Annotated in this window: 14 protein-coding genes, 2 tRNA genes, 3 rRNA genes and 3 pseudogenes; 14 read left to right on the top strand and 8 right to left on the bottom strand. The window is 40.7% G+C overall.

The features are described from left to right. The first annotated feature begins 325 nt into the window (after positions 1-325). Complete coding sequence (locus ABLB98_RS14050; RefSeq protein WP_348883298.1) at positions 326-1,618, top strand: lytic murein transglycosylase; 1,293 nt, start codon at positions 326-328, stop codon at positions 1,616-1,618. Between the two features lie 48 nt (positions 1,619-1,666). On the opposite strand, the gene ABLB98_RS14045 is transcribed toward ABLB98_RS14050, so the two are convergent. The 3 genes and pseudogenes from ABLB98_RS14045 to ABLB98_RS14035 form a co-directional block, all read right to left on the bottom strand. After that, positions 1,667-2,038 (bottom strand): hypothetical protein, encoded by a 372-nt coding sequence (locus tag ABLB98_RS14045; RefSeq protein ID WP_004660506.1) that lies wholly within the window; start codon positions 2,036-2,038, stop codon positions 1,667-1,669. Positions 2,039-2,170: 132 nt separating this feature from the next. Next, positions 2,171-2,521: pseudogene (locus ABLB98_RS14040) on the bottom strand (matrixin family metalloprotease); the annotation flags it as partial. Between the two features lie 21 nt (positions 2,522-2,542). Further along, positions 2,543-3,451, bottom strand: coding sequence for a matrixin family metalloprotease (locus ABLB98_RS14035; RefSeq protein WP_348883297.1), 909 nt, complete (start codon positions 3,449-3,451; stop codon positions 2,543-2,545). A 176-nt stretch (positions 3,452-3,627) separates the two neighbouring features. Here ABLB98_RS14035 and ABLB98_RS14030 point away from each other — a divergent pair, with 176 nt between their 5' ends. Beyond that, positions 3,628-4,512, top strand: a complete 885-nt coding sequence (locus tag ABLB98_RS14030; RefSeq protein ID WP_348883296.1) for an MBL fold metallo-hydrolase — start codon at positions 3,628-3,630, stop codon at positions 4,510-4,512. Positions 4,513-4,560: 48 nt separating this feature from the next. Here the strand turns inward: ABLB98_RS14030 and dnaK are convergent, their stop codons facing one another. The 4 genes and pseudogenes from dnaK to ABLB98_RS14010 all read right to left on the bottom strand — a co-directional run. Continuing rightward, positions 4,561-6,504 (bottom strand): molecular chaperone DnaK, encoded by a 1,944-nt coding sequence (dnaK, locus tag ABLB98_RS14025; protein ID WP_004949942.1) that lies wholly within the window; start codon positions 6,502-6,504, stop codon positions 4,561-4,563. Between the two features lie 149 nt (positions 6,505-6,653). Then, complete coding sequence (gene grpE, locus ABLB98_RS14020; RefSeq protein WP_004914460.1) at positions 6,654-7,199, bottom strand: nucleotide exchange factor GrpE; 546 nt, start codon at positions 7,197-7,199, stop codon at positions 6,654-6,656. Between the two features lie 159 nt (positions 7,200-7,358). Continuing rightward, positions 7,359-8,141 (bottom strand): annotated as a pseudogene (locus ABLB98_RS14015) (LysR family transcriptional regulator); the annotation flags it as partial. A gap of 26 nt (positions 8,142-8,167) precedes the next feature. Then, positions 8,168-8,563, bottom strand: a pseudogene (locus ABLB98_RS14010) (transposase); the annotation flags it as partial. A 253-nt stretch (positions 8,564-8,816) separates the two neighbouring features. Between ABLB98_RS14010 and ABLB98_RS14005 the strand changes: the two are divergent. The 9 genes from ABLB98_RS14005 to ABLB98_RS13965 all read left to right on the top strand — a co-directional run bounded on the left by ABLB98_RS14005 (position 8,817) and on the right by ABLB98_RS13965 (position 18,034). Then, a complete protein-coding gene (locus ABLB98_RS14005) occupies positions 8,817-9,887 on the top strand; it encodes an alpha/beta hydrolase (RefSeq protein ID WP_348883295.1) in 1,071 nt (356 codons plus the stop codon). Between the two features lie 137 nt (positions 9,888-10,024). Next, complete coding sequence (locus tag ABLB98_RS14000) at positions 10,025-10,579, top strand: peptidylprolyl isomerase (protein ID WP_348883294.1); 555 nt, start codon at positions 10,025-10,027, stop codon at positions 10,577-10,579. Between the two features lie 601 nt (positions 10,580-11,180). Further along, a 16S ribosomal RNA gene (locus ABLB98_RS13995) occupies positions 11,181-12,717 on the top strand. Positions 12,718-12,776: 59 nt separating this feature from the next. Next, a tRNA-Ile gene (locus ABLB98_RS13990) sits at positions 12,777-12,853 on the top strand. A 51-nt stretch (positions 12,854-12,904) separates the two neighbouring features. Then, a tRNA-Ala gene (locus ABLB98_RS13985) sits at positions 12,905-12,980 on the top strand. 413 nt (positions 12,981-13,393) lie between these two features. Beyond that, positions 13,394-16,285, top strand: a 23S ribosomal RNA gene (locus ABLB98_RS13980). 195 nt (positions 16,286-16,480) lie between these two features. Next, positions 16,481-16,595: ribosomal RNA gene (gene rrf, locus ABLB98_RS13975) — 5S ribosomal RNA — on the top strand. Together the 16S, 23S and 5S rRNA genes with 2 tRNA genes alongside form the textbook arrangement of a ribosomal RNA operon. A gap of 93 nt (positions 16,596-16,688) precedes the next feature. Beyond that, positions 16,689-17,726 carry a hypothetical protein gene (locus ABLB98_RS13970; RefSeq protein ID WP_348883511.1) on the top strand — a complete coding sequence of 346 codons (1,038 nt, stop codon included), beginning with the start codon at positions 16,689-16,691 and terminating at the stop codon, positions 17,724-17,726. Next, positions 17,723-18,034, top strand: a complete 312-nt coding sequence (locus tag ABLB98_RS13965) for an ankyrin repeat domain-containing protein (protein WP_348883510.1) — start codon at positions 17,723-17,725, stop codon at positions 18,032-18,034. Before ABLB98_RS13970 ends, ABLB98_RS13965 begins: the two co-directional genes overlap by 4 nt. 292 nt (positions 18,035-18,326) lie before the next feature. On the opposite strand, the gene ABLB98_RS13960 is transcribed toward ABLB98_RS13965, so the two are convergent. Beyond that, a complete protein-coding gene (locus ABLB98_RS13960; protein ID WP_348883509.1) occupies positions 18,327-19,022 on the bottom strand; it encodes a TIGR04219 family outer membrane beta-barrel protein in 696 nt (231 codons plus the stop codon). Between the two features lie 132 nt (positions 19,023-19,154). On the opposite strand from ABLB98_RS13960, the gene ABLB98_RS13955 reads away from it, so the two are divergent. The 3 genes from ABLB98_RS13955 (at position 19,155) to ABLB98_RS13945 (ending at position 22,603) form a co-directional block, all read left to right on the top strand. Further along, complete coding sequence (locus ABLB98_RS13955) at positions 19,155-20,597, top strand: aldehyde dehydrogenase family protein (protein WP_348883508.1); 1,443 nt, start codon at positions 19,155-19,157, stop codon at positions 20,595-20,597. 373 nt (positions 20,598-20,970) lie between these two features. After that, complete coding sequence (locus tag ABLB98_RS13950) at positions 20,971-22,449, top strand: sodium-dependent transporter (RefSeq protein WP_005157132.1); 1,479 nt, start codon at positions 20,971-20,973, stop codon at positions 22,447-22,449. Between the two features lie 10 nt (positions 22,450-22,459). Further along, complete coding sequence (locus tag ABLB98_RS13945) at positions 22,460-22,603, top strand: methionine/alanine import family NSS transporter small subunit (RefSeq protein WP_004659683.1); 144 nt, start codon at positions 22,460-22,462, stop codon at positions 22,601-22,603. The last annotated feature ends 42 nt before the right edge of the window (positions 22,604-22,645 follow it).

Here is a 22,645-nt window from a genome sequence, read left to right as displayed (position 1 = left end):
AAGTAATAGTGTGTGGGTTTGAGCTGTTTTAGTAAACTGGAATGAATTTAAATGAAGTATCTATTTTTGAATTCAAAAACATGGTTGGTATGAAGTTATTTTTTAAATTCAAAAATACAGATAGTGATTGATGCTTTTTTTGAATTTAAATGAAGGGTGTTGGTAACTTTTAAATTTAAAACGATGGTGGAGTTATGAATTTAAAAATTAGGTTTTAAATTTAAAAGACAATAAATGAATTCAAAGTTACGTTTCCAAACGATACATATTCAAACAGCATGTTAAGGTGAATAGGAAATTTAAATTTAAAAACTTTGGTTAAGACATGAAACATCATTTTTCTTTATTTATGGGCACTGCCTTATTTGCTTTATTTAATCAAGCGCATGCAGAACTCATTATTAATGGTGCAACGGTGTCAGCGACAACGACAGCACCATCCAACAGTACCTATTCACCAAATACAAATTTCCAGTCGTGTATTGCGAACTTGCGTTCTCAGGCAATTGCATCTGGGGTATCTGGTGCGACTTATGATCGTTATACACAAAACCTAACGCCTGATTATTCAGTCATTGATAAATTAAATTACCAGCCTGAATTTTCGACTCCAATTTGGGACTATTTATCAGGTTTGGTTGATGATGAGCGTGTCCAAGTGGGCAAACAAAAACTTGCTCAACATCGTTCTGTTTTAAATCGAGTTGAACAGGCTTATGGTGTACCCGCAGAAACTGTAGTGGCGGTGTGGGGTGTGGAAAGTAACTACGGCGATATTTCAGGTAAATATCCATTATTGCAGGCTTTGGGAACGCTCAGTTGCGAGGGTCGCCGCCAAAGTTATTTCCGTAGTGAATTTTTTGCGACGATGCGTGTTTTACAGCGTGGTGATTTAGCACAAGATCAACTCTATGGCTCATGGGCAGGGGCTTTTGGTCATACCCAGTTTATGCCATCGACCTACGAGCGCTTAGCAGTAGATTTTGATGGTGATGGTCGCCGTGATCTGGTTTCAAGTACCACAGATGCTTTGGCTTCGACGGCAAACTTTTTAAAACAAGCAGGTTGGCAAACAGGTATGCCATGGGGTTTTGAAGTCAAAATTCCACAAGGTGTGTCAATTGCGGGCGAAAGCCGTCGTAATAAAAAATCTCTAAATAGTTGGATTGAGCAAGGGGTGATACGTGCTGATGGTACAGCTTTAATTCAAGGTAATTTATCGGGTAGTACGCCTGCTGGATTGATTTCACCTGCGGGCGCAAATGGTCCAATATTTTTGGTCTTTAAAAACTTTGATGCAATTTATAGCTATAACGCTGCTGAAAGTTATGGTTTAGCGATCGCTCATTTATCTGATCGTTTACGAGGTGGTACAGCATTTTTAACGTCTTGGCCAACGGATGATGCAGGGACTTCTCGAGCAGAGCGTCGCGAAATTCAGCAGTTTTTGGTCAAGCGAGGTTATGATATTGGTGTGGTGGATGGATTGATTGGAGACAAAAGTCGTCAAGCCATTCGCCAAGAGCAAACGCGCTTAGGCCTGAATCCTACAGGTCGTGCTGGTCAACAAATTTTACGTGCATTTAGGCAAGAGCAAGCAAAACAAATGATGCAATAAGTATATTTAAATAAAATAAGGTCTGCTTAAACACAGACCTTATTTTATTTAGGGTGCAGCATCTAATTTTATGGCTTCTAAAATATCAAAAATTACCGCAGTGACATCTTGGCTTAAATCACGATCATTAAAAATCTCGTAAGCAGTAATGGTCACATCTGTATCGCTAGGTAGTTGTTTTTGTTCTTCTTCAATCAGGTGTTCAATTGGCAAGAGCGTTTGTTTAACTTCGAGATGTAGAACTTCATTATAAGTAAGATTCTCATCTTCAAACTCTAATTCATGTTCATTGAAATAGGGGATCAAAATAGAATGAAGATACGGACTAAGATCCTGAATATCCAAGATTTCAATATCACGAGTCTGCTCAATCGTACTGATGTGATCGTTCACCTCAATCAGGATATGATAATAACTCATGTTGATCTCCGCTTAAGACTAAAATAATGTTTTATCGACACAATAACATGAATAAATCAAAAGAATCGACCCATTCTTGTTATCTTGTTCAAAAACATCATTCGGGAAATCAATGATGCGTTTGGACTGGGCTTATCGGGACAAACCCAATAATTCCAGATCAGTGTCGGTCAGCTGAAAGTCCTTGGCATCCTGTTCCTTGATACGTGGATACATGAGGGACTTTGAATTGTGGGTATGTTTAAGTCCCAATGCATGACCAAATTCATGTGCAAGCGTTAAACGCAGGTCATCAACTGAGGAAAATTCATAAATAGAAATCTGTTTACCATTGAAATGCCCTTTGTGAAACAAACGTGGCTGAAATGTTTGATTAAATTGATGAGCTGATGCTACAAGTTGCTTATTATTTTGATTGAGTTTTTGAATATCTCGATTAAGTTGCTGAGTTTTTTGATTATAAACTTGAATCTCTTGTTGTAGGGCGAATTCAGCCATAAAAGGCTATCTTGTTAATAATAAATCACGGTCGGCCTGAGTGAGACGGAAATGGTCCATCTCTTGATCTTTCATAATAGGGTGCATTAAAGCTTGAGGGCTGTTTGCATGTTGTAAACCAAGGGCGTGTCCTAGTTCATGTGCTAGTGTTAATCGTAAATCGTTATCTGATTCAAACTCATAGATTAAAATTTGTTTTCCATTAAATAAGCCTTTATGAAATAAATGTGGTTGAAAGCGTTGTTTGTATTGTTTGACTGAAGCATCTAGTTGTTGATCCAGTGAATTAAGTTCATCTATTTTTTGATTTAATTGAGTAATTCTTTGATTGTATTGATTCACTTCTTGTTGCACTAACTCAATATTACTTTGTAGCTCTTGTTGTTTTTGCTGAAAATATGTCGAATCCCCAGATGAAGATTGGTTGTGTTGAGCAGAAAGCTGCTCTTGATTATATTGCTGAATTTGTTGATTGAGTTGTTGTTGTTTTAAATCTAAAAATTGCTTACTCCGCATAATTTCTTGTTCAATTTGGTCTAATTGCTGTTTTTTATCTTTCCATACCTGTTGATTCGCTTCGAGTTGAGTTATATGTTCTCTGCGTTGTTCACTTTCTTGTTGGCGTTCATCGTAAATGAGGTGAATCGCGAGCTTTGCATTCGGATCATGGATAAAATAATCCTTTCCCGTACCATCTTTCCAGATCTGCGTGGCTTGCTGGCTAATGGCCTCGACCTGCTCAACACTGAGTTTAAAACGAGGATCTACCTCAGCGATTCGATAACGCAGGCGAGTATCTATTGGATGAGTGATACGGTCAGCTAATGAATTGAATTTTAGTTGAGGATGTTTCTGAGTTTGATAACTTAACCCTAATAAGAAAATAATTAACCCTGAAAAAATTAAAAAGCGCATGATTGTATTTTCTATTCTTCTGAAAATGAGATGAATCAGTTTAAGAGAGACTTTTGATCTAAATAAATTGAACTATAACAAGAATAAGAGATATCTGGAAAATATATCAACATGTATCACATTCTGCTTTAATGCATATTCTGAAGGAATAAATAAAATAAACATTAAGGCACAATATGCTGAAATATTTACTGAAAGCGCCTGATACTGTATGGACAGCAGATTCTCCTGCTGAGGCAAACGTTAAAAATTTAAAAATCAAATATTTGGGGACGGCGGGATTCATTCTTTCTGATCAGCATCGTACAGTTGCGCTTGATCCTTTTATCAGTCGTCCAAACTTAACCCAAACGTTTACTCAGCCTTTATTGAGTGATCCTGAATTAGTCAGACAACATATACCAAATGCAGATGATGTATTGATTGGGCATGCTCATTACGATCATATTTTAGATGCACCTGAGGTTTGTAAGCAAACAGGAGCACGTTTAATTGGATCCAAAGCGACTTTAATGTATGGACGTTCAGCAGGCTTGTCTGAATCGCAAATGCTTGAAACAAAGGGGAGAGAAATCATAGATTGTGGTCAATGGCAAGTGGTGGGTTTACCATCCATACATGGTAAGGCACTGTTTGGTCGTGTGCCTTTACCAGGGGATATGACCACTCCACCTCCTTATCCTCCCAGATTTCATCACCTGCGGCATGGTCAAGTGTTTAATTGGTGGATTAATACGGGGCATCTTCGCGTTGTACACATTGATTCAGCTGATTTTATTGAACAAGAATTACAAGGGAGGCAAGCAGATATTGTTTGTCTATGTGCGATTGGACGCAAATATCGCCCGAACTATGTCAAAGATGTCGTGCGCTTGCTGAAACCTAAATACATTATTCCATGTCATTGGGATAGCATGGTGACACCGATTGATGCACCACCACAGTTATTACCTGGGGTGAATATTCCTGAGTTTATTGAAGAAATAAAAGCTTGTGGCGTTATACCTTTGTTTATGCCAATTTTGGGCGAACTTTATTTTGAACAAAATGACTTATCTTAAAATATAAAAAAAACCGCGCTTTCGCGCGGTCTTTTTTAAAGAGACAAATTATTTTTTGTCATCTTTAACTTCTGTGAACTCAGCATCTACAACGCCATCGTCCGCTTTTTGTTGTTGACCCGCATCACCACCTTGGAATGCATTTGGATCAAAACCTTCTGCGCCGCCAGCACCTTGTGCTTGTTCATAAGCACGTTGAGTGATTGGCATCAAGATGTTTTGTAAAGCTTCAGTTTTCGCTTTGATGTCTTCAACATCATTTTCTTTAGTTGCTGCTTCAAGCTCAGAAACCGCAGTAGCGATTGCAGTTTTTTCATCTTCAGTCACTTTGTCACCTAGATCTTTAACTGCTTTGTTTGAGCTAGATACTAAAGCATCTGCTTCGTTACGAGCTTTCGCTAACTCTTCAAATTTGCGGTCTTCTTCAGCATTCGCTTCAGCATCTTTAATCATTGCTTCGATTTCAGCATCAGACAAACCTGAGTTCGCTTTAATCTGGATTGATTGCTCTTTACCAGTGCTCTTATCTTTAGCCGATACTTTTAAGATACCGTCAGCGTTGATGTCGAACGATACTTCAATTTGCGGTACGCCACGTGGAGCAGGTGGGATATCGCCTAATTGGAAGTTACCCAACAATTTGTTTTGTTGAGCCATTTTACGTTCACCTTGGTAAACCGAAATATCTACAGCAGGCTGGTTGTCAGCAGCAGTAGAGAACACTTGTGATTTCTTCGCAGGAATCGTAGTGTTCTTCTCAATGATTGGTGTTAATACACCGCCCATTGTTTCGATACCTAAAGTTAATGGTGTTACGTCTAATAAAAGAACGTCAGTTTTGTCACCAGACAATACTGCACCTTGAATCGCAGCACCGATTGCAACCGCTTCATCAGGGTTGACGTCTTTACGTGGCTCTTTACCAAAGAATTCTTGTACCTTTTGTTGTACAAGTGGCATACGAGACTGACCACCAACTAAAATTACGTCAGAGATGTCTGAAGTCGAAAGACCAGCATCTTTAAGCGCGATTTTGCAAGGCTCGATTGTACGAGCAACTAAATCAGCAACCAAACCTTCAAGTTTTGCACGCGTTACATTGATCACTAAGTGTTTAGGACCAGTTGCATCAGCGGTGATATATGGAAGGTTGATTTCAGTTGCATTTGATGAAGAAAGCTCGATTTTTGCTTTTTCAGCAGCTTCTTTCAAACGTTGTAACGCAAGTGGATCATTTTTCAAGTTCACACTTTGTTCTTTCTTAAATTCTTCAACCAAGAATTCAATTAACGCGTTATCAAAGTCTTCACCACCAAGGAACGTATCACCATTTGTTGATAACACTTCGATTTGTTGGTCGCCATCAAGGTCTGCGATTTCAATGATTGATACGTCGAATGTACCACCACCTAAGTCGTAAACTGCAACTTTACGGTCGCCTTCTTTTTTGTCCATACCGAACGCAAGCGCCGCAGCAGTTGGTTCGTTAATGATACGTTTAACATCAAGACCTGCAATTTTACCTGCATCTTTAGTTGCTTGACGTTGCGCATCGTTAAAGTAAGCAGGAACGGTAATTACCGCTTCAGTAACGGTTTCACCTAAATAGTCTTCTGCAGTTTTCTTCATCTTTTTCAAGATTTCAGCAGAGATCTGTTGAGGCGCTAATTTTTTATCGTTTACTTCAACCCAAGCATCGCCATTGTCTGCTTTAATGATTTTGTAAGGTACAAGACCGATGTCTTTTTGTACCGCTTGATCTTCGTAGCGACGACCGATTAAACGCTTGATTGCGAATAATGTATTTTTCGGGTTGGTTACAGCCTGACGCTTAGCACTTTGACCCACTAAGATCTCGCCATCTTTATAAGCGATGATCGATGGAGTTGTACGTGCGCCTTCAGCGTTTTCGATTACTTTTACTTTATCGCCTTCAAGTACAGCAACACATGAGTTGGTAGTACCTAAGTCAATACCAATAATTTTCGCCATTTGGTGTGTTCCTCTAAAATTTTGTTGCAATGTTTTGCTTGTTATTCGATATGAGAGTCAATCGGTTTTTTTCAAGCATTTTTATGAAAAAAAATCAAAAAACTCTCAAATTCCTCCATTTTTGAGCAAAAAACGCTTGCTCACACGCATTATTGACCCACCATCACCATCGCAGGACGAAGTAAACGTCCATTCAGGGTATAGCCTTTCTGCAACACCGTACCAATCTCATTGGCCTTGGCATTTGGATCGATACCTACCGCTTGGTGTAAGTCAGCATTGAAGCCATTTTGGGTATTCGCCTCAACCACGCCAAATTTTTCCAGTGTGGTCAAAAGGGATTTTAGGGTCAATTTCACGCCTTCGAGTACAGGTGTTTGTTCATCACCAGCGGCTTGAATCGCACGTTCAAGATTGTCGACTGAATCCAACAACTCTTTAGCAAATTTCTCAAGAACGGTATCTTTGTGTTTTTCCGATTCACGCTGGATACGTTCAACACTCTTTTGTGCTTCGTACACGGCATTTGCGGTACGGGCTTTTTCAAGTTTCAAGCTTTCTTCGAGTTTGGTGATTTGCGCTTGTAAATCTTCAACGCTAAGCTCGTTTGCTTGCTCTACACCTTCAGCTTGAGTTTGTTCAGTTTGTTGCTCATTTTGAATGTCTTGAGCTTGCTCATTTTGCTCATTAGCCATTGATGATCTCCGTTGAAAAAAGTTCTTAAACATGTACAGTCCTTTTGGCGTGAATGCTCATAGGGTTAAACCCGAACTGCCACATCTTGTTCATTCATAGATAGGGATGAAGTATGGGCAACACGACAAAATTCAAGCGTTCAGGTTGATTTAAATCTTTTAATTTTGCTGATTTAAGTAAAAATTTAAGTTTTCGATGACAAAAGCAATAAATTCTTGTGTGATTTTCGGTAAATGTTGCCTTGATGCATAGACTAACGACAAGGTTAGGTCAGGTGCAGAAAAATCTGTAAATACCTGTTGCAAACGATGTTGTGCTATATCCTGACGCACCAATAGCGTTGGTAACATGGCAATGCCTTCTGCTTTGAGACACATTTGATAGAGCGCAATCACATCATTACTTTTAAACGTAACATTTAATGGATAATTCTGAGGTTGTTGATCTGTATCAAACAAAGTCCAATACTGATTATGCGTATGGTGGGCTATACATTCATGCTGAATCAGTTGGCTTGGGTGTGAAAGGGGAGTGTGATCTTGTAAATAATGTGGATGCGCACAAAAGATAGATTCAATATCACAAACAGGACGAGCAATTAAACCATCAGCAACTTTTTGTGTAATTCTGAGTGCAAGATCAAACTGAGCATCCATCAAATCAACCGTATTTTCAGTTAAATACACATCAAAATGAATGTGTGGATATAATTTTTTAAATTGCTTAATGCATTCATTTACCCCAAGTTGAAACAAAAATAAACCACAAGTAAAACGGATCGTACCACTATGCTGTTCAGGTGCAGCCAAACCTTCAAGCAACTGTTGCTGCTGTAAAATATTCTCACAATAGACCAAGGCTTTTTCACCCGCAGGGGTAAGAGAAACTTTACGTGTATTACGCTGAAATAGCCGCGTCGAAAAAGTATGTTCAAGATGATCGGCTTTGTTGCACGAAGTTTACGCTATTGGCGACGATATTCAGGTCCATGTTTCTTGCGTTTCCATTCGCCCTCACCTAGAAACTTCATGCCTGTAGAGTCTACGATGAGAAATATATTGCACAAGGCAGCCCATCGCTACTTTTATGGTCGCTGATTACAATATCAATATGCTTTTGTCTTCTACAAAGCGGGGAGTACGAATATCACTGATATTCGGGCTGCTCAGCCGTAAAGTTTAATCAGACTTTGCACAAAGCCAGTAACCATACGTAAAGACAGACGGAATAAGGATTTAATCATTAAGCAGCATTGGATGGCTGCGTCGGAGTAAGTTTGATTTCGCCCTTGTTTGCCTTTTGATGGCGCATACCATTGCGTAGCAGGATCAAACCAAGTGGCAATATTTCCGCGATGAAAAAGCCTTTACAGATAGGTTTGTGCAACAAAGCCATTAGAAATATTAAAAAATCAGAAAATACCTCTTTTACCTGTGCTTGAGCTTGGCTATTGGCATGAAAGGCAAGCAGTGATTAGCAAAATGGTTAATGACTTTTTAAGATAAGCCATTTAGGTTACAGCATGATTTTGAATTCTTTAACTTGATCTACGACTTTATAACAGCATATAGTCGATATGAACAAGAACTATGGACAGGGCGAAAAAGGGGAAGAACGTGTCAGCATTACCTCAAAAAATTCAAACGATTTTAGATAAAGGACAAGGTCCTGCTGCACGAGCTCTAGATAAGCTGCCTAAGATTGTACAAGAATCATTGGCGAAAGTTTTAGGCTACCCATATCAATATCCAGATTTGGATGCTTTTACAAAATGCTTAATAGCAGTTCAAATTAAACAAGGGCGTGTTGGTTTTATTGGAGATGATCCGATCGAATCTCGCCGTCAATTTGATACACAAATGTTAGCGATTTTAAATAAATCGACTTCTATAGAATCGGTAGAAGATATACGTCTGCCTTTACAGAGTGGCACTGTTTTCGCAAGGCATTATCATCCTGCACCTAATAAGAAATTACCGATGATCGTGTTCTATCACGGTGGTGGTTTCGTCGTTGGTGGTTTAGATACACATGATGAAGCCTGTCGACTCATTGCGAAGTACGCAAAAGTACAAGTTCTGAGTATCGATTATCCGCTTGCACCAGAAGCATCTCCGCAGTTACTCATTAAATCTTGTGATGATGCATTAGCATGGGTGTATCAAAATCGTCGTCAGCTAAAAATTTATAAAAATCGTATCGCTGTTGCTGGAGATAGTGCAGGAGGAAATATTAGTACTGTGGTTGCACAGCATGCGGTTGGTAAATCATATGCACCACAAGCTCAGTTGTTGTTTTATCCTGTTGTAGATTTTAAAAGTAAACATCCTTCTTTTTATGCCTATGGTCAGGGTCTGGTGTTAACCAGTAAAGATGTAGATTACGTCACTAAATATTATTCAACACAGCATCAAGTTGCGTTAGATGATCCATTAATCTCACCTACGTATGGAAGTCTTAAAAAACTAGCTCCAGCATTTGTGGTAACAGCAGGGCATGATTTATTACATGATGAAGGTGAGATTTATAGCCATAAACTAAGACAAAGTGGTGTTAAAGTGCATTATGTAGATTATCCAGATCAAACGCATGGATTTATTAATCTCACACCGATTTCGAGTAAAGCTAAACGCAATACAATCGAAATCGCTAAAAACTTCAGAAAGTTTTGGGATAAACACAATTAAATTAATCAGCCTATGTTTCACGTGGAACATAGGTTTTTTTTATTAGTAAATAACAAATAGAAATAGCAAAAATAAATTTGTAAAACTAATATTGAGAAGTACAACAAATCACTCGTTAAAATCAGAGAAAAGCAATCATGAAAAAGTTGTTGATGACAACCAGCCTACTATTAGTAAGCAGCCATTTATTTGCCAACACAATGGTTGATATGAAAACCAGTATGGGAAATATTGAAATTGAACTTTTTAACGATAAAGCACCTGTATCAGCAAAAAATTTTGAAAGCTATGTAAAAAGTAACTTTTATGCTGGAACTATTTTTCATCGAGTCATCCCAGGATTTATGATTCAAGGCGGGGGGATGGATGCCAATATGATTGAGAAGGTAACTAAAGCACCTATTAGTAATGAAGCAAGCAATGGCTTGAAAAATACGCGCGGTACATTGGCAATGGCTCGTACTAGTGATCCTAACTCTGCTACGAGTCAATTTTTTATTAACGTTGCTGACAACACTTTCCTAAATCGTTCACAAATGAATGCTGGTTATGCTGTATTTGGTGAGGTAACGAAAGGAATGAATATTGTTGATAAAATTGTTAGTGTTCCTACAGGTAACTATGGAATGCATCAAGATGTACCTAAACAGCCGATTAAAATCATTAGTGTTCAGATAAAGAACAAGAAGTAAAAATTAAAGCAGAAATATTTTTAAATATTTCTGCTTTAATTCAATTTGATCATCAAAATTAGGTGGAATTACATCCATATTTTCAATTAAGTCATTAAATTACATACACTTACTTTAATTAAATTCACTTTTAAGATAATTAATAAATTTTAAATTATATAAATCAGTAAATTAGGTAAGTTGGAGTTTAAAAAAAAAACAACCGAATTTTAAATTTTCTAAAAGTGCTTGCGTGTGTTTTGAAATGGTGTAGAATGCACATCCATCGGCGGTGATGCAGATAAAAACTTGTTGAGAAACAAGGATTTGGCTAGATTGGTTGGGTTCTTGGGTTGGTTGGTGAGTTTTAAGAATATCGAAATTACCTGTTGACTTTAATTTAGATTAGAGTAATATAGCCGACCTAGCTTGATGATGACGAATCATCGAGAAGATCATTAAGAGAATAGAAGAACAACTTGTGTGGATTTTTACTGGTTGATCGATCGAAAATATTTCATTGATTGAATGGTAGAAATTACTCGAAGTTTATTTGAGCGAATTTTTAGTCAGAAAATTGATGAGCCAGATTTAGTACTTTTAGTAAAGTACAAATGATTTTAAACTGAAGAGTTTGATCATGGCTCAGATTGAACGCTGGCGGCAGGCTTAACACATGCAAGTCGAGCGGAGATGAGGTGCTTGCACCTTATCTTAGCGGCGGACGGGTGAGTAATGCTTAGGAATCTGCCATTTAGTGGGGGACAACATTCCGAAAGGAATGCTAATACCGCATACGTCCTACGGGAGAAAGCAGGGGATCTTCGGACCTTGCGCTAAATGATGAGCCTAAGTCGGATTAGCTAGTTGGTGGGGTAAAGGCCTACCAAGGCGACGATCTGTAGCGGGTCTGAGAGGATGATCCGCCACACTGGGACTGAGACACGGCCCAGACTCCTACGGGAGGCAGCAGTGGGGAATATTGGACAATGGGCGGAAGCCTGATCCAGCCATGCCGCGTGTGTGAAGAAGGCCTTTTGGTTGTAAAGCACTTTAAGCGAGGAGGAGGCTACCTAGATTAATACTCTGGGATAGTGGACGTTACTCGCAGAATAAGCACCGGCTAACTCTGTGCCAGCAGCCGCGGTAATACAGAGGGTGCGAGCGTTAATCGGATTTACTGGGCGTAAAGCGTGCGTAGGCGGCTGATTAAGTCGGATGTGAAATCCCTGAGCTTAACTTAGGAATTGCATTCGATACTGGTCAGCTAGAGTATGGGAGAGGATGGTAGAATTCCAGGTGTAGCGGTGAAATGCGTAGAGATCTGGAGGAATACCGATGGCGAAGGCAGCCATCTGGCCTAATACTGACGCTGAGGTACGAAAGCATGGGGAGCAAACAGGATTAGATACCCTGGTAGTCCATGCCGTAAACGATGTCTACTAGCCGTTGGGGCCTTTGAGGCTTTAGTGGCGCAGCTAACGCGATAAGTAGACCGCCTGGGGAGTACGGTCGCAAGACTAAAACTCAAATGAATTGACGGGGGCCCGCACAAGCGGTGGAGCATGTGGTTTAATTCGATGCAACGCGAAGAACCTTACCTGGCCTTGACATACAGAGAACTTTCCAGAGATGGATTGGTGCCTTCGGGAACTCTGATACAGGTGCTGCATGGCTGTCGTCAGCTCGTGTCGTGAGATGTTGGGTTAAGTCCCGCAACGAGCGCAACCCTTTTCCTTACTTGCCAGCATTTCGGATGGGAACTTTAAGGATACTGCCAGTGACAAACTGGAGGAAGGCGGGGACGACGTCAAGTCATCATGGCCCTTACGGCCAGGGCTACACACGTGCTACAATGGTCGGTACAAAGGGTTGCTACCTAGCGATAGGATGCTAATCTCAAAAAGCCGATCGTAGTCCGGATTGGAGTCTGCAACTCGACTCCATGAAGTCGGAATCGCTAGTAATCGCGGATCAGAATGCCGCGGTGAATACGTTCCCGGGCCTTGTACACACCGCCCGTCACACCATGGGAGTTTGTTGCACCAGAAGTAGGTAGTCTAACCGCAAGGAGGACGCTTACCACGGTGTGGCCGATGACTGGGGTGAAGTCGTAACAAGGTAGCCGTAGGGGAACCTGCGGCTGGATCACCTCCTTAACGAAAGATTGACGATCGGTAAGAATCCACAACAAGTTGTTCTTCGAAGATGTATCTGAGGGTCTGTAGCTCAGTTGGTTAGAGCACACGCTTGATAAGCGTGGGGTCACAAGTTCAAGTCTTGTCAGACCCACCAATCTGCAACAAAGCTAGAGATTAAGATATATCGTTCATTAAGTGATAAGCTGGGGACTTAGCTTAGTTGGTAGAGCGCCTGCTTTGCACGCAGGAGGTCAGGAGTTCGACTCTCCTAGTCTCCACCATGAATTAAAAGAGTTTGTAAAAACGAAATTAATTCAAAGCTAAATAGATTATAGAGTTTAATGAATAAAAAGATTAAGTAATTGATCTTGGTTTATTAATCTCTGTGATTTATCACAGTTTACTGCAAGCTGACGAGGCTGTAGTTAATCATTAACAGATTAGAAAATTGAGTCTGAAATAAATTGTTCACTCAAGAATTTAAGTTGATCGAAGTAATTTGATTGATTTAAACATATTGAGAACTAGCAAAAACACTGAATCAAGCGTTTTGGTATATGAATTTAGATTGAAGCTGTACGGTGATTAAGTTCACGAAGCAACAAACTGGATGAGAGCGATGTAAGTTGAAAAACGAGCATAGCAATCTGTCCTAACCTTACTTGTAAGGGTTAGCGACTGTTTGGGGTTGTATAGTCAAGTAATTAAGTGCATGTGGTGGATGCCTTGGCAGTCAGAGGCGATGAAAGACGTAATAGCCTGCGATAAGCTCCGGGGAGGCGGCAAATATCCTTTGATCCGGAGATTTCTGAATGGGGGAACCCACCCGCTATAAGGCGGGTATCATAAGCTGAATACATAGGCTTATGAAGCGAACGAGGGGAAGTGAAACATCTCAGTACCCTTAGGAAAAGAAATCAATTGAGATTCCCTTAGTAGCGGCGAGCGAACGGGGATCAGCCCATTAAGTTGTGTGTGTTCTAGTGGAACGCTCTGGGAAGTGCGAACGTAGAGGGTGATATTCCCGTACACGAAAGGGCACACACAATGATGACGAGTAGGGCGAGGCACGTGAAACCTTGTCTGAATATGGGGGGACCATCCTCCAAGGCTAAATACTCCTGACTGACCGATAGTGAACCAGTACCGTGAGGGAAAGGCGAAAAGAACCCCTGTGAGGGGAGTGAAATAGATCCTGAAACCGCATGCATACAAGCAGTGGGAGCCGACTTGTTCGGTGACTGCGTACCTTTTGTATAATGGGTCAGCGACTTATATTCAGTAGCGAGGTTAACCGTATAGGGGAGCCGTAGAGAAATCGAGTCTTAATAGGGCGTATAGTTGCTGGGTATAGACCCGAAACCAGGCGATCTATCCATGAGCAGGTTGAAGGTTGGGTAACACTAACTGGAGGACCGAACCCACTGTCGTTGAAAAGCCAGGGGATGACTTGTGGATAGGGGTGAAAGGCTAATCAAGCCTGGTGATAGCTGGTTCTCCCCGAAAGCTATTTAGGTAGCGCCTCGGACGAATACCATTGGGGGTAGAGCACTGTTTCGGCTAGGGGGTCATCCCGACTTACCAAACCGATGCAAACTCCGAATACCAATGAGTACTATCCGGGAGACAGACTGCGGGTGCTAACGTCCGTAGTCAAGAGGAAAACAATCCAGACCGCCAGCTAAGGCCCCAAAATCATAGTTAAGTGGGAAACGATGTGGGAAGGCATAGACAGCTAGGAGGTTGGCTTAGAAGCAGCCACCCTTTAAAGAAAGCGTAATAGCTCACTAGTCGAGTCGGCCTGCGCGGAAGATGTAACGGGGCTAAAACTATGTGCCGAAGCTGCGGATGTATACTATGTATACGTGGTAGGGGAGCGTTCTGTAAGCCGATGAAGGTGTGTTGAGAAGCATGCTGGAGGTATCAGAAGTGCGAATGCTGACGTGAGTAACGACAAAACGGGTGAAAAACCCGTTCGCTGAAAGACCAAGGGTTCCAGTCCAACGTTAATCGGGGCTGGGTGAGTCGACCCCTAAGGCGAGGCCGAGAGGCGTAGTCGATGGGAAATTGGTTAATATTCCAATACTTCTGTGTAATGCGATGAGAGGACGGAGAAGGTTAAGTCAGCCTGGCGTTGGTTGTCCAGGTGGAAGGTTGTAGGCATGTATCTTAGGCAAATCCGGGGTACTCTATGCTGAGAGCTGATAGCAAGCTGTACTTGTACAGTGAAGTGGCTGATACCATGCTTCCAGGAAAAGTCTCTAAGCTTCAGTTACACAGGAATCGTACCCGAAACCGACACAGGTGGTCAGGTCGAGTAGACCAAAGCGCTTGAGAGAACTCTGCTGAAGGAACTAGGCAAAATGGTACCGTAACTTCGGGAGAAGGTACGCTGCTGACGGTGATGGGACTTGCTCCCTGAGCGGTTGGCAGCCGCAGAAACCAGGCCGCTGCAACTGTTTATTAAAAACATAGCACTCTGCAAACACGAAAGTGGACGTATAGGGTGTGATGCCTGCCCGGTGCTGGAAGGTTAATTGATGGGGTTAGCGTAAGCGAAGCTCTTGATCGAAGCCCCAGTAAACGGCGGCCGTAACTATAACGGTCCTAAGGTAGCGAAATTCCTTGTCGGGTAAGTTCCGACCTGCACGAATGGCATAATGATGGCGGCGCTGTCTCCAGCAGAGGCTCAGTGAAATCGAAATCGCTGTGAAGATGCAGTGTACCCGCGGCTAGACGGAAAGACCCCGTGAACCTTTACTGCAGCTTGACATTGAACTTTGACCTTACTTGTGTAGGATAGGTGGGAGGCTTTGAAGTTGGAACGCTAGTTCCAATGGAGCCGTCCTTGAAATACCACCCTGGTAATGTTGAGGTTCTAACTCTGCCCCGTAATCCGGGGCGAGGACCATGTCTGGTGGGTAGTTTGACTGGGGCGGTCTCCTCCTAAAGAGTAACGGAGGAGTACGAAGGTGCGCTCAGCGTGGTCGGAAATCACGCGTAGAGTATAAAGGCAAAAGCGCGCTTAACTGCGAGACCCACAAGTCGAGCAGGTACGAAAGTAGGTCTTAGTGATCCGGTGGTTCTGTATGGAAGGGCCATCGCTCAACGGATAAAAGGTACTCTGGGGATAACAGGCTGATACCGCCCAAGAGTTCATATCGACGGCGGTGTTTGGCACCTCGATGTCGGCTCATCTCATCCTGGGGCTGAAGCAGGTCCCAAGGGTATGGCTGTTCGCCATTTAAAGAGGTACGCGAGCTGGGTTTAGAACGTCGTGAGACAGTTCGGTCCCTATCTACCGTGGGCGCTGGAAATTTGAGAGGATCTGCTCCTAGTACGAGAGGACCAGAGTGGACGAACCTCTGGTGTACCGGTTGTGACGCCAGTCGCATCGCCGGGTAGCTATGTTCGGAAGGGATAACCGCTGAAAGCATCTAAGCGGGAAGCCTACCTCAAGATAAGATTTCCCTAGGAATTTATTCCTCTAAAGAGCCGTTCGAGACTAGGACGTTGATAGGTTGGGTGTGGAAGCACGGTGACGTGTGAAGCTGACCAATACTAATTGCTCGTGAGGCTTGACTATACAACACCCAAACAGTTGTTGTATTCAAGATAAATTCAATACACAACTTGATTTAGTGTGAAAACTAGTTAAAATGCTGAACACAAAGTTAGACTCAATATCTAATCCGTTAATAACTCTTTGGTTCGTAAGTAAGGCAGACATGAAGTGAAAACACAACATGATCAATAAGACCCCAAAACACCACAACAGTTTGCTGGCGACAATAGCAAGAGTGAACCACCTGATCCCTTCCCGAACTCAGAAGTGAAACCTCTTAGCGCTGATGGTAGTGTGGCACTTGCCATGTGAGAGTAAGTCATCGCCAGCTTTTAAATACGAACACCCCCTACTCGATAGAGCAGGGGGTGTTTTTTATTGAGTGGAGAAAACATAAGATTATTGTGAAAAAAGTCGAGGGTTTATGGAAGATATTGAATTATATAATTTTTCTACAGATATTCTTAATACAATCACAAAGGAGCTAAATCAAAGTTATTATGCTGATTTTGATGAAAAAATTGTTATCAAATTTAGTACTGAAGATGAAATTAATGCTTATGCTAAAGTTTTGCCTACAGGCGATCATTGTATTGTTATTACTTATGAATATATAAAAGCCATTTATGATGATGCTGTTGAATTCTGTAATTTTATTACTCGAGCGCAGACAGATATATATTTTCAGAAATTTTTCATTGGTTTAAGTGAGGCAACAATGTTACCTCAAAGTTTCACATTCGAAGATAATATTAAAAATATGTTTGTAAATTCTTTAACGTGGACTTATTTTCACGAATTAGGTCATTTAGTACAAAAACATGGATTTGTAAGAGATAGTGATTCCATTAATATTCAAGAGTTCCATGCAATGTCGGATGCGAAGGAATTAACTGGTGCTTCCGCTGTGTATTCACATGTAACAGAAATAGCAGCAGACTATTATGGTGTAAAGAGTGTTCTTTTAGAGTTATTTCGGCATTGGAAGGGGCAAAGCAAACTCTTGGTTGATTCGGTATATATATTTGTATGCTCATTAACAAGCTGTTTTTATAGATTTTATGGCAATAAATCTTTAATTATTAATTCTACTCCCCATGGTTCACATCCTCATCCAATTATTCGTGCTGAATTAACTAATCAAATTAATGTTGAATTTTTAGATTTAGTTCTATCTATAAATTGTCCACCTTATTTAAACCGAAAAACTATTGTACACTTTTGTTATAGAGCAGCTCTAGCAACATCTTTATTCTGGTTCCAGAAATATGAGAAAGATAAGGATGATATATTAGCTTTCATGATGAAAGGAGTTTTGAATAGACAGGAATCTAAAGATTATATGAATACTATAATTACAACATGGGATAAAATTTTACCTACGATAGAAGCAAATGCTTTAGACACAAATTCTTTAACTCTTTTATCATTTACTGATCAATTTAGAGATATAGTGAAATGAAACTCAATTCTTTCTCCCCACTCCCTGAAGATGATGATGAACTGCATTTGCCTGAGCTAGTGTATTGGGCATCCCTTGGTGATGTGGAACAAGCCGAGCAATTATTGGTAGAGGGAATAGATCCAAACCAGACCGATGATGAAGGTTATAGTGCGCTTCAAGCTGCTGCCGAGAATGATCATTTAGCTGTGGTGAAACTACTAGTGAGTAAAGGAGCAAATGTCGCTTATAAAGGCGAATATACTGCGCTGCAGCTTGCAGAAATGGCAGAGCATGACGAAGTGGTTGTCTATCTAAAAACTCTTTAAATCACGCATAAAATGATAAATAAAAAGAAGCCCCATCATCCTGACGGGGCTTCTTAGTATTCAGCTTCTTGTCGTTTATATTCCTTATGAACGACCGCTTCCTGCATATCTTGTTATTTTCAATGAGACTTCCTGTCTCTCTATGATTTATATGATATGTGAAAACTTTAGAATGGGATATTCGCCAATCGCTGAGATTGTTGTAAGTTTTGGCGTACATCAATCGGGAATGATGAAATGATAAGCGATAAAAAACGGAATCTATAGATTCCGTTTCTCAGCTTATTAGGATTTAGAAATGAACATCTAAACCGATATAAGGACCTTTAAAATTAAATTTAAGATCGTTTTTTTCGTAGTCATCTAATTTAATGTCTAAGATACGGTAGCCAGCTTTCAAGCCAACATCGACCAACAGATTATCAATAAAGTTATATTGTAATTCTGCTTGCGCATCGGTAATTTTAGTATCATTAAAGTTGCTATATAAGAGTTCTGCTTTGGCACTTAGACCAGTAAACGGCAGTTTTACACCCGCCGATCCATAGATCACAGGTAAAGTTTTATCGATACCTGTTTTGCTTAAACCGAGTGTTTTAACATCACCATTTAAACTGGTTGCGCCTAAACCAATATCTGCATTTACGATAGTATCCAAGATTTCATAATATAAAATGAAATCGGTATGGTCTATGTTCAAGTCATAAACTGGCTGACCTGCAACTTCATTTTCAGTTTGTGATTTTAAATTCACATAGCGAATTTTTGCATTTGGAATCAGTGGAATTGGGTGCTCAAATGCAAGCGAAACCTGTGCAGATCCCTTACGATCAAGGTCTTGATCTGGTGCAGATGTTTGTGCAGCCATATTGGCTTCACCGTTGTAATTCCAGTAGCTGAGATCGCCTTTTACACCAATCATATCTGCTTGCGCCAGACCACACAGACTTGTCCCTAAAGCTAAGATTGATATTTTTAATATTTTCATTCGATTGTCCTAATTCATATCAAAAACCGTAATGAATTGTTGTGAATTCATCAGTGATTGGGCGAATCATATAGTGATATTTGAAAATATACAGTAGTCTAATTTTAAATTTTAATTATGAGATGAAGAATAATGACTGATGTACAAAATGTTGTGGATTATCCTTTGTATGTTGCAGGGAAAGCGGTAACGACAGGTGAATGGTTAGAAGTTCATGATAAATATACTAATACGGTCTATGCTCGAGTTGCGTTAGCAGATGAAAAAGTGTTGGAAAAAGCAATTTCTGCTTCAGTTAAAGCTGAGGTAGATATGGCGACGCTTAAGCCATTTGAAAAACAAAAAGTTCTATTACATTGCGTTAAACGTTTTAATGAATTACGTGAAGAATTGACAGAAATATTGATTGTTGAAGGGGGTAAGCCGCGAGGTGCTGCAAGTGCCGAAGTGGAACGCCTGATAAATACTTTCCAATTGGCTGCAGATGCGGTCACACAACTTGATGATGGTCGAATGTTGCCTTTGGCAGTAACGCCTGCGGCTGCTCGTTTTCGAGGTATGGTTAAGCATGTGCCAATTGGTGCAGTTTCGCTGATTAGCCCATTTAATTTCCCTTTAAATCTGGTTGCACACAAGATCGCACCTGCAATTGCAGCAGGTTGTCCATTTGTATTGAAGCCTGCGAGTTTGACACCGATCAGTGCATTAATGATTGCCAAAGTTTTGGCGGAAACTGATTTACCAAAAGGCTCATGGTCAGTGTTGCCTTGTGATCGCCAAGCAGCGGATATTTTGGTAACAGATGATCGTTTTAAATTACTCAGCTTTACGGGGTCAGATCAGGTTGGTTGGGACATGAAAGCGCGTGCAGGGCGCAAGAAAGTTACTTTGGAACTGGGTGGCAACGCTGCGGTTCTGATCGATGCTGATACCGTGATTGATGAGGCGCTGATTGATCGTTTGATCAGTGCCGCTTATGGGCATGCAGGGCAAGTTTGTATCAGTGTGCAGCGGATTTTAGTGCATGCTGATCTTTATGTGGAAGTGAAAAAGAAACTGATTGCGAAACTGAAAAAAATTAAAGTAGATGATCCAAAGCTCAATACCACATTGGTAGGTCCGATGATTAAGGAAGCTGAAGCTGTTCGCCTGAAAAAATGGGTTGATAAAGCCGAGAAAAAAGGGGCAAAGGTTCTGACGGGAGGACATTTACAAGGCGTATTATTTGAACCGACTTTACTGGAGAATGTTGATGCCAAACTAGAAATCTATAAGGATGAAGCATTTGGCCCCGTTGCCATTTTAGAAAAATTTAAAGAGTTTGAGCAGGGTATTAATACAATTAATCAAAGTCGTTTTGGTTTACAGGCAGGGGTATATACGCAAAATCTGAATAAAATGCTGTATGCATGGGATCATTTGCATGTTGGTGGAGTCATCATTAATGATGTGCCTACATTCCGTGTCGATAACATGCCGTATGGCGGTGTGAAAGACTCAGGCTTAGGTCGCGAAGGAATTCACTCAGCGATTCGTGATATGCAAGAAGAACGCTTGCTCGCAATTAAACAATAAAATAGAAGTTCAAGCGGAGTTCTGGCTTCGCTTGATTAGGTTGTATACTTGATTTTATAAATTGACTGTAAGGTCAAAATTTCATTCAGTTAAAAAATAATCAGTTATTTAAAAAACCTAATTTTTCAGACAGAAATTACAGTAAAAAGAAATAAAAACAGGTATTGTTCGGCTATTAAAAAGCAGAAAAACAAAATCCAATCTTTAAGGAAGATGGTTTGGTTTTTGCTTGTTTGTTCATGAAAATGAGAGGCCCACAAGGTTGGAATTTCATGCAAGCAAAACAATATTTTTTATGGCACTTTTCATGTCTGTTGGATAATAAAACCTAACGCAGTATGAAAAATGCCAGCGGTATATATTTAGGTGTCATATGGCAGATTCTCGTGAAAACTGGACATCACGATCTGGTTTTATTATTGCAGCCGTTGGTTCGGCTGTAGGTTTAGGTAATATTTGGCGCTTTCCTTATGTTGCCTACGAAAATGGTGGTGGTGCGTTTCTTATTCCGTATTTACTCGCACTAATTACGGCTGGTTTACCTCTTTTATTTTTAGATTATGCGACTGGACATCGTAGTACAGGCTCACCCCCTAAAGCATATCGTGCTTTATTTAAAGGTGGTGAAACACTAGGTTGGTGGCAAGTCTGTGTCTGTATCATTATTGGTTTGTACTATGCCAGCGTACTGACGTGGGCGGGAAGTTATGTGTATTTCTCGATTGGTCAGGCGTGGGGCAGTGACCCAGAAAGTTTCTTCTTTAATACGTACTTACAGACCTCGAAAGCAACTGGCTTTGATTTGCAGTTTGTCAGCCATTTATTTTGGCCAATTGTTGGGATTTGGGCACTGACCTTAGTGATTTTGTATGGTGGTGTTAAAAAAGGTGTTGAATTATCCAACAAGATTTTCATGCCTTTGTTATTCGTCCTCTTCACAGTTCTGGTAATTCAATCATTACGTTTACCTGGTGCGGCTGAAGGCTTAAATGCATTCTTCACGCCGAACTGGTCTGCGATGATGGACTATAAAGTGTGGTTAGCTGCTTATGGGCACACTTTCTTCTCATTATCTGTTGGCTTCGGGATCATGGTGACATACTCCTCTTACTTAAAGCCGAAAACCAATTTAACAGGTTCGGGGTTGATCGTTGGTTTTGCCAATGCTTCAACTGAGATCTTGGCTGGTATTGGTATTTTTGCAGCATTGGGTTTTATGGCTCATACCGCGGGTAAAGAAGTACAAGATGTCGTCAGTGGTGGTATTGGTCTGGCATTTATTGCCTTTCCAAAAATCATTTCAAGCTTGGGTGCAGGTGCAGATTTATTTGGTCTATTGTTCTTCTCTTCGCTTTTTGTCGCTGGTATTTCTTCCATGGTCAGTATCTTGGAAGTACCGATTGCAGCCATGCAAGATAAGTTAAAATGGAGCCGCAAGAAAGCAGTAACCATCATTGGTGGTGGTAGCGCATTCGTTTCAGTTATCTTATTTTCAAGCGTAAATGCGATTAAACTGGTTGATATTGTGGATCACTTTATCAATAACATCGGGATTATTGGTGGTGCATTATTATCCATCATCAGTGTGGCTTGGTTTAAGCGTTCAGCTTTAATCGAACTTCGTGATCATGTGAACCGTATTTCGACGATTCAATTGGGTAAAGGTTGGGATTTCACTTTAACTGTGATCACCTCTTTGATCTTATTAACCACATTGAGCATGACTGTGTTTAACTTGGTCAAAAATGGTTACGATACGTATAGCATGAGCTTGCAAGGTATCTTTGGGTGGGGCAGTGTGATTTTCTGTGCTGTCGTTGCAGTTATACTCAGCAAAATGAAAGATCGCTAGGAGCGCAGTTATGAATACTTCAGCAATCGTGATGATGATCATTTCAATGGTGTTTTTATGGGGCGGACTTGCTTTGTCGATTCTGCACTTAATGAAACATCCAGAAGAGTTAGATGATGTTTTAGAAGAAGTTAAAGATCATCATACGCTTTAAAATAGATTCAAAAACAGCAGGCTTTGAAGCCTGCTTTTTTTT

It is taken from the genome of Acinetobacter yuyunsongii (genome assembly GCF_041021915.1).
GTDB lineage: Bacteria > Pseudomonadota > Gammaproteobacteria > Pseudomonadales > Moraxellaceae > Acinetobacter.
The sequence above is the reverse complement of the archived record's forward strand: the minus strand, read 5'-3'. Positions and strand labels throughout refer to the sequence as shown.

What these genes read in the sequence shown, in the direction of transcription:
- ABLB98_RS14050 (WP_348883298.1), top strand. Translation starts at nt 326, where the DNA reads ATGAAACATCATTTTTCTTTATTTATGGGCACTGCCTTATTTGCTTTA.
- ABLB98_RS14045 (WP_004660506.1), bottom strand. Translation starts at nt 2,038, where the DNA reads ATGAGTTATTATCATATCCTGATTGAGGTGAACGATCACATCAGTACG.
- ABLB98_RS14035 (WP_348883297.1), bottom strand. Translation starts at nt 3,451, where the DNA reads ATGCGCTTTTTAATTTTTTCAGGGTTAATTATTTTCTTATTAGGGTTA.
- ABLB98_RS14030 (WP_348883296.1), top strand. Translation starts at nt 3,628, where the DNA reads ATGCTGAAATATTTACTGAAAGCGCCTGATACTGTATGGACAGCAGAT.
- dnaK (WP_004949942.1), bottom strand. Translation starts at nt 6,504, where the DNA reads ATGGCGAAAATTATTGGTATTGACTTAGGTACTACCAACTCATGTGTT.
- grpE (WP_004914460.1), bottom strand. Translation starts at nt 7,199, where the DNA reads ATGGCTAATGAGCAAAATGAGCAAGCTCAAGACATTCAAAATGAGCAA.
- ABLB98_RS14000 (WP_348883294.1), top strand. Translation starts at nt 10,025, where the DNA reads ATGAAAAAGTTGTTGATGACAACCAGCCTACTATTAGTAAGCAGCCAT.
- ABLB98_RS13970 (WP_348883511.1), top strand. Translation starts at nt 16,689, where the DNA reads ATGGAAGATATTGAATTATATAATTTTTCTACAGATATTCTTAATACA.
- ABLB98_RS13965 (WP_348883510.1), top strand. Translation starts at nt 17,723, where the DNA reads ATGAAACTCAATTCTTTCTCCCCACTCCCTGAAGATGATGATGAACTG.
- ABLB98_RS13960 (WP_348883509.1), bottom strand. Translation starts at nt 19,022, where the DNA reads ATGAAAATATTAAAAATATCAATCTTAGCTTTAGGGACAAGTCTGTGT.
- ABLB98_RS13955 (WP_348883508.1), top strand. Translation starts at nt 19,155, where the DNA reads ATGACTGATGTACAAAATGTTGTGGATTATCCTTTGTATGTTGCAGGG.
- ABLB98_RS13950 (WP_005157132.1), top strand. Translation starts at nt 20,971, where the DNA reads ATGGCAGATTCTCGTGAAAACTGGACATCACGATCTGGTTTTATTATT.
- ABLB98_RS13945 (WP_004659683.1), top strand. Translation starts at nt 22,460, where the DNA reads ATGAATACTTCAGCAATCGTGATGATGATCATTTCAATGGTGTTTTTA.